At 65.7% G+C, this 13,321-nt stretch carries 13 protein-coding genes; 7 read left to right on the top strand and 6 right to left on the bottom strand.

The genetic code is table 11. From position 1 onward, the window contains the following. Positions 1-54: 54 nt before the first annotated feature. The 3 genes from upp to L1Z78_RS15175 form a co-directional block, all read right to left on the bottom strand. The gene (gene upp, locus L1Z78_RS15185) at positions 55-684 is read right to left on the bottom strand and encodes a uracil phosphoribosyltransferase (protein WP_234637237.1); all 630 of its coding nucleotides are present in this window, start codon (positions 682-684) and stop codon (positions 55-57) included. A 54-nt stretch (positions 685-738) separates the two neighbouring features. Then, a complete protein-coding gene (locus tag L1Z78_RS15180; protein ID WP_234637236.1) occupies positions 739-1,758 on the bottom strand; it encodes a threo-3-hydroxy-L-aspartate ammonia-lyase in 1,020 nt (339 codons plus the stop codon). A 105-nt stretch (positions 1,759-1,863) separates the two neighbouring features. Then, on the bottom strand, positions 1,864-3,390 hold the full coding sequence (locus L1Z78_RS15175; protein WP_234637235.1) for a helicase HerA-like domain-containing protein: 1,527 nt from the start codon (positions 3,388-3,390) through the stop codon (positions 1,864-1,866). Between the two features lie 78 nt (positions 3,391-3,468). Here L1Z78_RS15175 and L1Z78_RS15170 point away from each other — a divergent pair, with 78 nt between their 5' ends. The 7 genes from L1Z78_RS15170 to rng all read left to right on the top strand — a co-directional run bounded on the left by L1Z78_RS15170 (position 3,469) and on the right by rng (position 10,227). After that, complete coding sequence (locus tag L1Z78_RS15170) at positions 3,469-4,188, top strand: YebC/PmpR family DNA-binding transcriptional regulator (protein ID WP_234637234.1); 720 nt, start codon at positions 3,469-3,471, stop codon at positions 4,186-4,188. Beyond that, on the top strand, positions 4,185-5,468 hold the full coding sequence (purD, locus tag L1Z78_RS15165) for a phosphoribosylamine--glycine ligase (RefSeq protein WP_234637233.1): 1,284 nt from the start codon (positions 4,185-4,187) through the stop codon (positions 5,466-5,468). Before L1Z78_RS15170 ends, purD begins: the two co-directional genes overlap by 4 nt. Before the next feature lie 4 nt (positions 5,469-5,472). After that, entirely contained in the window at positions 5,473-6,417 is a 945-nt protein-coding gene (gene hemF, locus L1Z78_RS15160; RefSeq protein ID WP_234637232.1) for an oxygen-dependent coproporphyrinogen oxidase, read from the top strand. Between the two features lie 234 nt (positions 6,418-6,651). After that, complete coding sequence (gene rsfS, locus L1Z78_RS15155) at positions 6,652-7,359, top strand: ribosome silencing factor (RefSeq protein WP_234637231.1); 708 nt, start codon at positions 6,652-6,654, stop codon at positions 7,357-7,359. A gap of 21 nt (positions 7,360-7,380) precedes the next feature. Further along, on the top strand, positions 7,381-7,848 hold the full coding sequence (rlmH, locus tag L1Z78_RS15150) for a 23S rRNA (pseudouridine(1915)-N(3))-methyltransferase RlmH (protein ID WP_234637230.1): 468 nt from the start codon (positions 7,381-7,383) through the stop codon (positions 7,846-7,848). A gap of 120 nt (positions 7,849-7,968) precedes the next feature. Next, complete coding sequence (locus L1Z78_RS15145; RefSeq protein WP_234637229.1) at positions 7,969-8,583, top strand: Maf family protein; 615 nt, start codon at positions 7,969-7,971, stop codon at positions 8,581-8,583. 156 nt (positions 8,584-8,739) lie between these two features. Then, the gene (gene rng, locus L1Z78_RS15140; protein ID WP_234637228.1) at positions 8,740-10,227 is read left to right on the top strand and encodes a ribonuclease G; all 1,488 of its coding nucleotides are present in this window, start codon (positions 8,740-8,742) and stop codon (positions 10,225-10,227) included. On the opposite strand, the gene L1Z78_RS15135 is transcribed toward rng, so the two are convergent. The 3 genes from L1Z78_RS15135 to tagH form a co-directional block, all read right to left on the bottom strand. Next, positions 10,224-11,267, bottom strand: a complete 1,044-nt coding sequence (locus L1Z78_RS15135; protein ID WP_234637227.1) for an MBL fold metallo-hydrolase — start codon at positions 11,265-11,267, stop codon at positions 10,224-10,226. The two genes, rng and L1Z78_RS15135, sit on opposite strands and share 4 nt — an antisense overlap. 70 nt (positions 11,268-11,337) lie before the next feature. Then, on the bottom strand, positions 11,338-12,132 hold the full coding sequence (locus L1Z78_RS15130) for a PP2C family protein-serine/threonine phosphatase (RefSeq protein ID WP_234637226.1): 795 nt from the start codon (positions 12,130-12,132) through the stop codon (positions 11,338-11,340). Then, positions 12,129-13,259 carry a type VI secretion system-associated FHA domain protein TagH gene (gene tagH / locus L1Z78_RS15125; protein WP_234637225.1) on the bottom strand — a complete coding sequence of 377 codons (1,131 nt, stop codon included), beginning with the start codon at positions 13,257-13,259 and terminating at the stop codon, positions 12,129-12,131. The genes L1Z78_RS15130 and tagH overlap by 4 nt, the downstream gene beginning before the upstream one ends. Positions 13,260-13,321: the final 62 nt, after the last annotated feature.

Here is a 13,321-nt window from a genome sequence, read left to right as displayed (position 1 = left end):
CCCCAGCAAAAAAGCCGCACATCGTGCGGCTTTTTTGCTGGGAGTGCGCCACGCCTACTTGGTGCCGAAGATGCGGTCGCCTGCATCGCCCAGGCCGGGCAGGATGTAGCCATGCTCGTCGAGCTGGCGGTCCACGGCGGCCGTGTAGATGTCCACGTCGGGATGGGCCTTCTGCATGGTCGCCACGCCTTCGGGCGCGGCCAGCAGGCACATGAACTTGATGGACTTGGGGTTCAGCTGCTTCAGGCGCGCGACTGCGGCGGCGGCCGAGTTGCCCGTGGCCAACATGGGGTCGACGACGAGCACGTCGCGCTCCTCCATCTCCGAGGGCATCTTGAAGTAGTACTCGACGGGTTGCAGCGTCTGGGGGTCGCGGTACAGGCCGATGTGACCGATGCGCGCGCCGGGCACGACGTTGAGCATGCCGTCCAGAAAGCCGTTGCCGGCACGCAGGATGGACACCAGCACCAGCTTCTTGCCATCGATGACCCGGCCGGTCATGGTCTCCAGCGGGGTTTCGATCTCGATGTCCTGCAGCGGCATGTCGCGCGTGATCTCGTAGGCCATCAGCGTGGACAGCTCGCCCAGCATGCGGCGAAAGCTGTTGGTGCTGGCTTCCTTGCGGCGCATCAGCGTGAGCTTGTGTTGGACCAGCGGGTGGTCGATCAGGTGCAGAGTACTCATGGTTTTCTTCGGAAAAATGGGGCGCCGGCATGAAGGCCGGTGCCGGAGGGCGGGTCAGTCGTGCAGGAAGCGCGCATAGCGCGTCAGGTCCACATTGCCACCGCTGATCAGGATGCCCACGCGCGCGCCCGACAGTGCAACCCCGCCATGCAGGGCGCCCGCCAGCGAGAGCGCGCCCGTGGGTTCGACCACGATTTTCTTGCGTTCCGCGTAAAAGCGCATGGCCTGCACCAGATGCTCGTCCGCCACGGCCAGGATATCTTCCACATGCTCGCGGATGATGGCGAATGTGATATCGCCGATAGACTGGGTCTGGGCGCCGTCGGCGATGGTGTGAGGGGTAGGGATCTGCACGATCTGTCCCGCGCGCAGCGACTGGCGGGCATCGTCGCCGGCCTGGGGCTCGACCCCGTAGACCTTGCAGCGCGGCGCCAGTTGCCCGGCCGACAGCAGGCTGCCAGACAGCAGGCCTCCGCCGCCCAGGCAGACGAAGAGGTAGTCGAGATCGGGCACGTCCTCGAACAACTCCTTGGCCGCCGTTCCCTGGCCGGCGATCACGTCGCGGTGGTTGAACGGGGGGATCAGGGTCATGCCGCGCTCGTCGGCCAGGCGGCGGGAGATGGCCTCGCGATCCTCGGTGAAGCGGTCGTAGGTCACGACCTGGGCACCATAGGAGCGTGTGGCGGCCATCTTGGCGGCCGGCGCGTCCTCGGGCATGACGATCAGCGCCGGCATGTCCAGCATCTGCGCGGCCAGGGCCACGGCCTGGGCATGGTTGCCGGAGGAGAAGGCCAGTGCCCCGCGCTTGCGCTGCTCGGGCGTGAACTGCGACAGCGCGTTGTATGCGCCACGGATCTTGAAGGCACCCGTGCGCTGCAGGTTCTCGCACTTGAAGAACAGCTGGGCGCCCAGCAGCTCGTCGGCGGTGCGGCTGCGCAGTATGGGTGTGCGGTGGGCCACGCCTTCCAGCCGGCGAGCGGCGGCGGCGACATCGTCATAGGTGGGCAGCGAGGGAGGACTGGTCGTCGTCATGGCGTGCGGTTCCGCAAAGTGGATGGAGGCGCTTTCGATCATAGCCGCATGCGCGGGCTTCCAAGGCCCTGAAATGCGCCAGCCGTTGCATGGCAACGGCCGGGTGCTATGGTGTTTGATGCGGTGCAGTGCCGGTGCGTCAGCGCTTCAGCGCTTCTTGTTGCCCAGGATGCCGCCGAGCACGCCGCGCAGGATTTCCTTGCCCAGCGAGTTGCCCATGGTGCGCATGGTGGACTTGGCCATGGTCTGCACCAGGCCGTCGTGCTTGCCGCCGCGCGGGCCCGTGGTGCCGAACAGCAGATCCTTGAGCCCGTCCATCATGGCGCCACCTTCGCTCGCCGCGGGCGTGGCACCGGCCGGGCCCGTGCCGGTTGGCACTGCGCCGTCGCCGGTCGCTGCCGTGCGGCCGCGCAGCACCTCGTAGGCCGACTCGCGGTCCACGGCCTTTTCATAGACGCCGGCCACCAGCGACTGTGCCAGCAGGGTCTTGCGCTGCTCCTCGTTGATGGGGCCGATCTGGCTGCCGGGCGGGATCACGTAGGCGCGCTCGGTGATGCCGGGGCGTCCCTTGTCGTCGAGGAAGCTCACCAGGGCCTCGCCCACGGCCAGCTCGGTGATGGCGGCCTCGATATCCAGCCCGGGCTTGGGCCGCATGGTGGTGGCTGTGGCCTTGACGGCCTTCTGGTCGCGCGGCGTGAAGGCGCGCAACGCATGCTGCACGCGGTTGCCCAGCTGGGCCAGCACGGTGTCGGGCACGTCCATCGGGTTTTGCGTGACGAAATACACGCCCACGCCCTTGGAGCGCACCAGGCGCACCACCAGTTCGATGCGTTCGAGCAGCACCTTGGGCGCGTCGTTGAACAGCAGGTGGGCCTCGTCGAAGAAGAAGACCAGCCTGGGCTTGTCGGGGTCGCCGATCTCGGGCAGACGCTCGAACAGCTCGGACAGCATCCACAGCAGGAAGGTGGAGTACAGGCGCGGCGAATTCATCAGCTTCTCGGCGGCCAGGATGTTGACCACGCCCTTGCCGCCGGCATCGGTCTGCATCAGGTCGTTGATGTCGAGCATGGGCTCGCCAAAGAACTTGTCACCGCCCTGCGACTCGATGGCGACCAGCCCGCGCTGTATGGCGCCCACGCTGGCCGCGCTGATGTTGCCGTACTCGGTGGTGAACTGCTTGGCGTTGTCGCCCACGTGCTGGAGCATGGCGCGCAGGTCCTTGAGGTCCAGCAGCAGCAGGCCGTTGTCGTCGGCAATCTTGAAGACCAGGTTGAGCACGCCCATCTGCGTGTCGTTGAGGGCCAGCATGCGGCCAATCAGCAGCGGACCCATGTCCGAGACCGTGGCGCGCACCGGGTGGCCCAGCTCGCCGAACACGTCCCACAGCGTGGTGGGGCAGGCCAGCGGCTGGGGAATCTCGATGCCGCGCTCCTGCAGGGAGGCCGCCATCTTGGCGCCTGTGCTGCCGGCCTGGCTGATGCCGGACAGGTCCCCCTTGATGTCGGCCATGAACACCGGCACGCCGATCTCGGAGAATCCCTCGGCCATTTTCTGCAGCGTCACGGTCTTGCCGGTGCCGGTGGCCCCCGTGATCAGGCCGTGTCGATTGGCCAGCGCGGGCAGCAGCAGGCATTCTGTGGCAGAGTGGCGGGCGATCAGAAGTGGAGCGGCCATTTCGGGTTTCCTCGGGGGAGCATGCGGTCAAAAGTAAAATCCCAGCCGCTAGGTTAAATCAATATCAAAGGACAGCCTGTGGCAGGACACAGTAAATGGGCCAATATCCAGCATCGAAAAGGCCGCCAGGACGAGAAGCGCGGCAAGGTCTGGACACGCATCATCCGTGAAATCATGGTGGCCGCACGCACCGGCGGCGGCGATCTCAGCGCCAACCCGCGCCTGCGCCTGGCGGTGGAAAAGGCCAAGGCGGCCAACATGCCGGCGGACAATATCAAGCGCAACATCGACAAGGCCACGGGCAACCTCGAAGGCGTGACCTACGAGGAAATCCGCTACGAGGGCTACGGCATCGGTGGCGCCGCCATCATTGTGGATACCATGACCGACAATCGGGTGCGTACCGTTGCGGAAGTGCGTCACGCCTTCAGCAAGTACGGTGGCAACATGGGCACGGAAGGTTCCGTGGCCTTCCAGTTCAAGCATGTCGGACAACTGATCTTCGCCCCCGGAAGCAGCGAGGACCAGATCATGGAAGTAGCGCTGGAGGCCGGCGCCGAGGATGTGATCACCGATGACGAGGGAGCCATCGAGGTGCTGACCGCACCCGCAGATTTCGAGACCGTGCGCGACGCGCTGCAGGCCAGGGGCCTGACACCCGAGGTGGCCGAGGTCACCATGCGCCCGGAAAACACCATCGCCCTGGAAGGCGATGACGCAGCCCGCATGCAAAAGCTGCTGGACATGATCGAAGACCTGGATGACGTACAGGACGTCTACCACAACGCTGAACTATGAAAATTCTTGTGATTGGTGGCGGAGGCCGCGAGCACGCCCTGGCGTGGAAACTGGCCGAATCGCCGAAATCGACCAAGGTCTATGTGGCGCCCGGCAACGGCGGCACGGCCCTGGCCGGCGGCAAGCTGGAAAACCTCAACATCACCGACCCGCAGGCACTGCGCGAATGGGCGCAGGCCGAGAAGGTCGCGCTGACCGTGGTCGGCCCCGAGGCGCCGCTGGCCGCCGGCGTGGTCGATGAGTTCCGGGCCCACGGCCTGCGCATCTTCGGCCCCACGAAGGCGGCCGCGCAGCTGGAGAGCTCCAAGGCGTTTTCCAAGGATTTCATGGCTCGCCACGGCATTCCCACGGCGCTCTACGAAACCTTCACCGACCCCGTGGCCGCCCATGCCTATGTGGACCGCCTGGGCGCCCCCATCGTGATCAAGGCCGATGGCCTGGCTGCGGGCAAGGGTGTGGTGGTCGCCACGACGCTTCAGGAGGCCCACGACGCCGTGGACTTCATGCTCGTGGACAACAAGTACGGCGTGACGCACAACGACGGCGGCGCACGCGTCGTGATCGAGGAGTTCCTCGCCGGGGAGGAGGCCAGCTTCATCGTGCTGTGCGACGGCAAGAACGTGCTGGCCCTTGCCACCAGCCAGGACCACAAGCGCCTGAAGGACGGCGACCAGGGGCCGAACACCGGCGGCATGGGAGCCTACTCGCCTGCGCCCGTGGTCACGGCCGATGTGCATGCACGCGCCATGCGCGAGATCATCCTGCCGACCATCCGCGGGATGGAAAAGGACGGTATCCCCTACACCGGCTTTCTTTATGCCGGCCTGATGATCGACGCCACGGGCCATCCCAAGACGCTGGAGTTCAACTGCCGCATGGGCGACCCCGAGACCCAGCCCATCACCATGCGCCTCAAGAGCGATCTGGTGGATGTGATGCTGGCGGCCACCGACGGCAAGCTGGACCAGGTCGAACTGCAGTGGGACCGCCGCACGGCGCTGGGCGTGGTCATGGCTGCGGCCGGCTACCCCGAGGATCCCCGCAAGGGCGACGCCATCAGCGGCCTGCCGCACGATGCCGACGATGCCATGGTCTTTCATGCCGGAACCCAGCTCAAGGACGGCGTGCCTGTCAGCAGCGGTGGCCGCGTGCTGTGCGTCACGGTGCTGGCCGACAGCGTCAAGCAGGCGCAGCAAAAGGTCTACGACGTGGCACGGGGCATCCATTTCGATGGGGCCCAGTACCGCCGTGACATCGGCTTTCGCGCCGTGAAGAACTGAGTCCATGGCAGAGCAATCGACGGGGCAGGCACTGCCCGTTGGCCAGGCGCGCGCATACCTCATGGGCCTGCAGGCCCGCATCACCGAGGCATTGGAGCTGGTGGAGGGTGAGGGCGGTGCGCGCTTTCTTTCCGATGCCTGGAGCAAGGGCCCTGGAGAGCGCCTGCAGGGTGATGGCATCACCCGCATCCTGGAGGGCGGCCGCGTATTCGAGCGCGCGGGCTGCGGCTTCTCGCATGTGCGCGGGCTGCAGCTACCGCCTTCGGCCACGCAGCACCGGCCGGAGCTGGCGGGCGCCCCCTTCGAGGCCATGGGCGTGTCCCTGGTCTTCCATCCGCGCAATCCCTATGTGCCTACCGTGCACATGAACGTGCGCATGATTGCTGCCGGCCATCCCGGCGCCGAGCCCACCTGCTGGTTCGGCGGCGGCATGGACCTGACGCCGGTGTATGGCTTCGAGGAAGATGCCCGGCATTTTCACCGTGCCTGCCGCGATGCGCTGGCCCCGTTCGGCGATGCGTTCTATCCGCGCTTCAAGGCCTGGTGCGACGAGTACTTCTGCCTGAAGCACCGCAGCGAGCAGCGCGGCATCGGCGGCATCTTCTTCGATGATTTCTCGGAGCTGGGCCAGGAGCGCAGTTTCGCGATGCTGCGTTCGGTGGGGGATGCATTCCTGGGGGCCTACCTGCCCATCGTCGAGCGCCGTCAGGCGATGGACTACGGGCAGGCCCAGGTCGATTTCCAGCGCTACCGCCGTGGCCGCTATGTGGAGTTCAACCTGGTCTGGGACCGGGGCACGCATTTCGGCCTGCAGTCGGGCGGGCGCACGGAATCCATCCTGTTGTCCATGCCGCCCCATGCCAGCTGGAGCTACCAGCGCGAGGATGCGCCGGGCACGCCCGAGCGCGCACTGCTGGAGCAGTTTCTGGTGCGCCGCGACTGGTTGTGAGCGCAGACCCGCATGCGCTGCGAAAGCATCGCGTGCAGGGGAATATGCGGCAAAACTATAATTTCGATAGCTTGAGGCGCGGCGATTGCCGCGCTCTCCATTTCTGCGGCGCGAAACCTTGCGGCGATCTGTGGGCGCATTCCATGCATTTGGAGCGCCACTACGGCCCGGCCCCTGCGGGCCCGCACGGCGCTCGCGCTATATTGATCCATTCATTCCATTGATCACCGCCTGATGACCACTTCCACCAAATCGGATTCCGCAGCCAAGCGCGACGTGACCAAGCTGCAGCGTGCCATCGTTGACGGCCTCGAGGACGTCAAGGCCCACGACATCCAGGTCTTCAATACCGAAAAGCTCTCGCCCCTGTTCGAGCGCGTGATCGTGGCCTCGGGCACCTCCAACCGCCAGACCAAGGCGCTGGCCGCCAGCGTGCGCGATGCCGTCAAGCAGGCGGGCTTTCCCGTGCCGCGCCAGGAAGGCGAGGACAACGGCGAGTGGATCATCGTCGATTGCGGCCAGGCCGTGGCCCACATCATGCAGCCTGCCATCCGCCAGTACTACCGCCTGGAGGAGATCTGGGGCGAGACGCCTGTACGCATGAAGCTCGGCGCACCCAAGCCCAAGGCCGCGGCACCGGCGAAGGAAGGGCAGGCCGCCAGGAAGAAGGCCGCTCCCGCCAGCAAGGCGACCACCACCAAGCCTGCCGCGAAGTCCGCCGTGGCCAAGCCGGCTGTGAAGTCCGCCGTGGCCAAGCCGGCTGTGAAGTCCGCTGCGGCAAAGCCGTCCGCCAAGGCGCCAGCACGCAAGGTTCCGGCCACCGGGAAGGCTGCTGCACCCAAGGCGGTCAAGACCGTGGTCGTGAATCGCCCAGCCAAGGCCAAGGCCGCCCCCGCAGCCGCCAAGCCGGCCGCCAAGCGTGCTCCTCGCGCCAAGGCCTGACCGGCTGCGGGCTGACAGGCAATGAAGCTGTTGATCGTGGCCGTGGGCCAGCATGTGCCCGACTGGGCGCAGACGGCATATGACGACTACGCCAAGCGCTTTCCCCCCGAGCTCAAGGTCGAGCTCAAGGCGGTCAAGACCGAGCCCCGGGGCTCCAAGACGGTCGAGACCCTGTATGCGGCCGAGCGCAAGCGCATTGAGGCGGCCATTCCGCGCGGCATGCGCATCGTGGTGCTGGACGAACGTGGGGCCAATCTGGCGACCAAGGCCCTGGCCCAGCGCCTGCAGGGCTGGCAGCTCGAAGGCGACGACGTGGCCCTGGTCATCGGAGGGCCGGACGGACTGGACCCGGATTTCAAGCAGGCGGCGCACGAGCGCATCCGCCTGTCGGACCTGACCTTGCCGCACGCCATGGTGCGCGTGCTTCTCATCGAGCAACTGTACCGGGCCTGGTCGGTCAACGCGGGCCATCCCTATCATCGGGAATAAAGGCTCGGGAAGGGAAGGGCGGCAGCCCGGTCATGCAGATCGGGAGATCTCGTGATACTATGATTTTGATAGCCTTCAGTGCTTTTGAACAAAGGGCTGAAGGCATTTCCTTTTCATACCATGCCGCCATTCATCTACCTCGCCTCCCAAAGCCCCCGCCGCCGCCAGCTGCTCGAACAGCTCGGCGTGGCCCATGAGCTTCTCCTGCCCAATGCGGCTGGCGACATCGCCGAGGATGCGGAGGCGATGGAGGCCCTGGTGGCGGGAGAACCGCCCCATGGCTATGTGCAGCGCGTCACGGCGCTCAAACTCGATGCCGCCGTCGCCAGGCACGCGCGCCGCCGTCTGGCGCCGGCCCCCATACTGTGCTCGGACACCACGGTGGCACTGGACGGGATGATCCTGGGCAAGCCGCATGATGCCGAGGACGCGTGCCGGATGCTGTCCCGGCTCGCGGGCCGCGAGCACGAGGTACTGACGGCCGTGGCCGTGCAGCAGGGCGTGCGCCGGCTGGCGGCGCTGTCGGTCTCGAAGGTGCGCTTCGCTGCCATGAGCGCACGGCAGATCGAGGCCTATGCGGCCTCGGGTGAGCCCATGGGCAAGGCCGGTGCCTACGGCATCCAGGGTAGGGCCGCGGCCCATGTGCAATACCTGCATGGCAGCTACTCGGGCATCATGGGGCTGCCGCTGTTCGAGACGGCGGAAATGCTGCGTGAACTGGGCTGGGAGCTGTAGGTCGCAGCCTCGTCCTGCGCCAGCAGGCAGACCTACGGCGGATACAGGCCCAAAAGATGGCGGCAGGCACGGCAAGATAGGGGCGTGGCCCTTGCCCCCTGGGGCATGTCTCCTGATGCACAAGAACTCGACGACAAAGCACACCACAGGCACAACATGCAGCAAGACATCCTGATCAACTGGTCGCCGCAGGAAACCCGCGTGGCCATCATCGAGGGCGGCGCCGTCCAGGAGCTGCACATGGAGCGACCGCTGGAGCGCGGCCTGGTCGGCAACGTCTACCTGGGCAAGGTTTCGCGCGTGCTGCCCGGGATGCAGTCGGCCTTCATCGACATCGGGCTCGAGCGTGCGGCCTTCCTGCATGTGGCCGATGTCTGGCAGCGCCAGGAAGGGGGCGAGGCACCCATGTTCGCACGCAAGGACACGCCGCCCGTGCCCATCGAAAAGCAGGTCTTCGAAGGCCAGACCATCATGGTGCAGGTCATCAAGGACCCCATCGGTACCAAGGGTGCGCGCCTGTCCACGCAGATCAGCATCGCCGGACGGCTGCTCGTGCTGCTGCCGCAGGACGACCATATCGGCATCTCGCAGAAGATTCCCCAGGGAGAGCGCGATGCACTGCGCGCGCGCCTGCAGGGCCTGGTCGGCACCAAGGAGACAGGGGGGGGTGGTGGATTCATCCTGCGCACCAATGGTGAAGACTCCAGCGACGCGGAACTGGCCGACGACATCCGCTACCTGCGCAAGACCTGGAGCCGCATCAAGGAGGCGGCGGTGCGTCTGCCGCCCATGTCGCTGCTGCACCAGGACCTGAACCTGCTCCAGCGTGTGCTGCGCGACCTGGTGGGCGAGGGCACCCAGAGCATACGCATCGACTCCAAGGAGCAGTTCGCCCTGCTCAGGACCTTCGGCCAGGAGTACATGCCGGCGGCCGTGCCCAAGCTGCAGCACTACCGGGGTGAGCGGCCCATCTTCGATCTGTTCGCCATCGATGAGGAGATCGCCCGTGCGCTGGGCCGGCGCGTGGATCTCAAGTCCGGCGGCTATCTGATCGTCGACCAGACCGAGGCGCTGACCACCATCGATGTGAACACCGGCGGCTATGTCGGGGCACGCAACTTCGACGACACCATCTTCAAGACCAACCTGGAGGCGGCGCAGCAGATTGCGCGCCAGCTGCGCCTGCGCAACCTGGGTGGCATCATCATCGTGGATTTCATCGACATGGTGCGCGACGACCACCAGGCCGAGGTGCTATCCGAGTTCAAGCGCCAGCTCGCGCGTGACCGTGTCAAGACCATGGCCGGCGGCTTCTCGCAACTGGGCCTGCTGGAGATGACGCGCAAGCGCACGCGCGAATCCCTGGCTCATATGCTGTGCGAGCCTTGCCCCGTCTGCCTGGGCAAGGGCCATGTGAAGACCGTGCGCAGCGTCTGTTACGAGGTGCTGCGCGAGATACTGCGCGAGGCGCGCCAGTTCAATCCGCGCGAGTTCCGCATCGTCGCATCCCCCAAGGTGGTGGAGATGTTCCTTGATGAGGAGAGCCAGCACCTGGCGGGGCTGTCCGATTTCATCAGGAAGCCCATCTCCCTGCAGGCCGAGACAGCGATGGCCCAGGAGCAGTACGACATCGTGCTGCTCTAGGGCGAAGCCGGCTGCCGCTGGGCGGGCGCTGACAGGGCCTGCGAGTACTCGATCGGCAGCCAGCGGTAGCTGGTTTTCCCGGCGGCCTGCACTCTGCCTATGCCAGGAAAGGGCAGATGGGAGCCAGCGATCCAGATGCCGGTCTGGGCTGCATTGCGCATGGCCTTGGCGCGGGTAGCTCGTGCGGATTTCTGGTCCACGTCGAATTCAAGGGAAATCAGGGGGTCCGGGAACTGCGTGGCGAGATTGTGGACGATGTCGCCCCAGATGAGCAGGCTGTCCCCGTTCGAATGGATGAAGTATCCGGTGTGCCCGGGCGTATGCCCCGGCAGGGCCACGCTGTCCACGCCTGGCACGGGGGAGGCTCCCTTGGCAAAGGTATGGAATCTGTTTTCCGCCTGGTACTTGAGCAGGAGCTTGCGGGTGCCCTGGAAGTAGGGCTGCCCGGCGCTCAGGCGCGTATCGGAGAGCCAGTACTGTGCCTCGGCTTCCGGCACGTGGATATGTGCGTTCGGAAACACCGCCGTGTCCTCTTCGGCAAGCCCGCCTGCATGGTCGGGGTGCAAATGAGTCAGAAGAATGGCCGTCACATCCGAGGGCGTGTATCCGGATGCCGCCAGGCTTTGCAGCAGTCGCCCGGTGGATGCTCCCAGCATGCTGCCGGCGCCGGCGTCGATCAGCACGATGTTTTTGCCATCGTCCAGCAGGAAGGCGTTGGTGGCCGTGGGGACGTCGACCGGCTGTTTGGCATCCTTGAGCAGCTTGTTGATGCTTGCCTGGGGCCTGCCTTTGAACAGCTTGCTGTTGATGTCGAAATTGCCGTCGTAGAGCGACGTCACGGTCACCGCCCCGAGTCGCATCCGGAAGAAGCCGGGAGCCTGGGCATCCCGGTTCACGGCGGTGGCCGAGGCATCCTCGACCGGCGATGGCGCCTCTTTGTCCGCATCGGGTGCCTGCAGGCTGGCGCACCCGGCAAGCAGCAGCGCTGCCGTCATGGTGCACAGAAAGCGCCAGGAAGTAGGTGTGGTCATGGTGTTCATGGGTTGGGCGGGAGCCGTGGGGACTGTGCGCCAGTGTGATTGGCGCGTGCGAAACGTTGGGCGGCCGGCATCAGCGAATGCTGGGAAGGGTCTTGTCCGAGCCGGCGGTGATCCAGATCCCCGTCGCTGTGTAGTTGTCATTGCTTCCCGAGCCGATGGACTCCACCTGGGCGGCCATGGTGGAGATCCACTCCTGGACATGTCTGGACTGTTGCAATGTCTCGGTGATGTATTCCTTGTTCAGCACGCTCCACAGGCCGTCGGTGCAGATGAGGAAGGCATCGCCCGGAAGCAGGTCGACGGGAATGCTGGTCGTGGATGGTCCCACTTCGCTGTTGGCCCCGAGGGCGCCCAGCAGGATGTTGCGCTTGGGGTAGTTCACGGCATCCTTTTCCGATATCAGGCCTGCCGTGACCAGGCTCTGGACCACGCTGTGGTCTTCGGTGACCGACATCAGCCTGCGGTTGCGGAACCAGTAGATGCGGGTGTCGCCCCAATGGGCCCAGGCAGCCTTCTGCGTGCAGGTGTCTATGCGCAGTTCGGCCAGCGTGGTGCACATGTCGGAGAATTCCGGCAGATTGCGCTGCTCCTGCTTGACCTGATCCGACAGGGATTCGAAGTGCGTGGCCAGCGAGTCGGTATCCAGCGTCAGTCGCTCCTTCCTGACGAGATCCATGGTGAAGTGGGATGCGTGCCGTCCTCCGGCGGCCCCACCCATGCCGTCGGCCACGGCGAAGGTGACGATATCGCCATCGCGGGCGTGGCAGTAGGCATCCTCGTTGTAACTGCGGTCACCTTTCTGGGAAATGGAGTAGTGGACCAGTCCCAGTGTATGCGCGCTGAGCAGTGAATTTTCCCCCGTCACTTGGTGTTTCCTTCTTGGTCATATTTGTGTGCCTCGGCGTTGTAGGCCGAGTGGAACTCATCGCCCCAGGATGCCGGACTCTGGCTTTTGACTTCTTCCTTCAGCCATTCGTACCGGGCCCTGTACAGCTCCCACAGACGTGCATTGCGCTGGGACGCAAAGAGCGTGCGCTGCCGTCCCTGGCTGTCCAGCTGCTCCTCCAGGGTCCTGGGGTCGAAACGCTCGAACAGGCCCTGCAGTGCCGCCTGCGTTCCCGCCGCCATGCCGGCCTGGTGCAGGCGCAGGTCGAGGTAGGCATCCTCTACGGCGGCGGGTCCCGCCATGAAGCCGGGCATCTTGGGGCCGAACATCTGGGCCATCGCTGATGGTGCGGCAGGCAGAAATTTCAATGGGTTGTTGGCTTCCGCATTGATGAGCGTCACAGCCATGCGGACTTCCTGCTTGGTGGATGCGCGTGAGCCGAGCAGGTCCATGCAGCCTTGCAGGGACGAGGCCAGCATCCTGCCGATCATGTGCATCAGCTCCGGCGTGAGTGCCTCGGGGTAGCGGCAGTCGTTCAGGCCTGCGCCGGCCTTGAACGCCTGCAGCAGTTGCCAGGCATCGGATGAAGCTTGCTCGGGCTGATCATGGGGTTGCGGCTGCGTGGCACAGTTCTGGGTCTGTGTCTGTGGCTGTCCCGTGACGGCTTCACTGCTGCCTGTCGGTATGGCTCGCTCCACCGCGGCTGGATCGCCGCCGATGGCCTGGCTGTGCCCCGGTTGCGGCGGGGGAGCCTCCTGTCCAGGGGGGAGGGGGTCGTGCGGCGGGCTCTGGAAGCCTGCCAGTATCGGTACAGCGGCCGCATCGGCGGGCGGGCTGGGGTCCAGGTCGAACAGGGATTCCAGGCTGGTGGGGCATCGTGGCGCGGGGTCTGGATCTGGGGCACGGCCTGGGGAGGGTCTCTTCCGTCTCGACGACCCGGTACGGTTCCTCGCCAGGCGCCGACGCGGGTTGCGCGGGCAGGGTGGACGCGCCGATCGGGGAGTACGGATCTTCCTGCGGAGACTGCCTTGATGGTGTTGGCGGGCGAAAGAAGGCGCCCAGCTCCGATGTGTGGTTGCTGAAGACCGGAGCGTCGTCAGCGTCACTGCTTTCGGTGAAATCTCCGTCGAGCAGCGAGTGGGGGGGGCCGGCGTCCTTGCTGGAGAAC

Origin of the sequence: Delftia tsuruhatensis (assembly GCF_903815225.1) — a bacterium.
GTDB lineage: Bacteria > Pseudomonadota > Gammaproteobacteria > Burkholderiales > Burkholderiaceae_C > Comamonas > Comamonas tsuruhatensis_A.
Note: the sequence above shows the minus strand (reverse complement) of the source record. Positions and strands in the feature narration are given on the sequence as shown.

Coding starts and splice junctions, on each gene's coding strand:
- upp (WP_234637237.1), bottom strand. CDS start 684: ATGAGTACTCTGCACCTGATCGACCACCCGCTGGTCCAACACAAGCTC.
- L1Z78_RS15180 (WP_234637236.1), bottom strand. CDS start 1,758: ATGATCGAAAGCGCCTCCATCCACTTTGCGGAACCGCACGCCATGACG.
- L1Z78_RS15175 (WP_234637235.1), bottom strand. CDS start 3,390: ATGGCCGCTCCACTTCTGATCGCCCGCCACTCTGCCACAGAATGCCTG.
- purD (WP_234637233.1), top strand. CDS start 4,185: ATGAAAATTCTTGTGATTGGTGGCGGAGGCCGCGAGCACGCCCTGGCG.
- hemF (WP_234637232.1), top strand. CDS start 5,473: ATGGCAGAGCAATCGACGGGGCAGGCACTGCCCGTTGGCCAGGCGCGC.
- rsfS (WP_234637231.1), top strand. CDS start 6,652: ATGACCACTTCCACCAAATCGGATTCCGCAGCCAAGCGCGACGTGACC.
- rlmH (WP_234637230.1), top strand. CDS start 7,381: ATGAAGCTGTTGATCGTGGCCGTGGGCCAGCATGTGCCCGACTGGGCG.
- L1Z78_RS15145 (WP_234637229.1), top strand. CDS start 7,969: ATGCCGCCATTCATCTACCTCGCCTCCCAAAGCCCCCGCCGCCGCCAG.
- rng (WP_234637228.1), top strand. CDS start 8,740: ATGCAGCAAGACATCCTGATCAACTGGTCGCCGCAGGAAACCCGCGTG.
- L1Z78_RS15135 (WP_234637227.1), bottom strand. CDS start 11,267: ATGAACACCATGACCACACCTACTTCCTGGCGCTTTCTGTGCACCATG.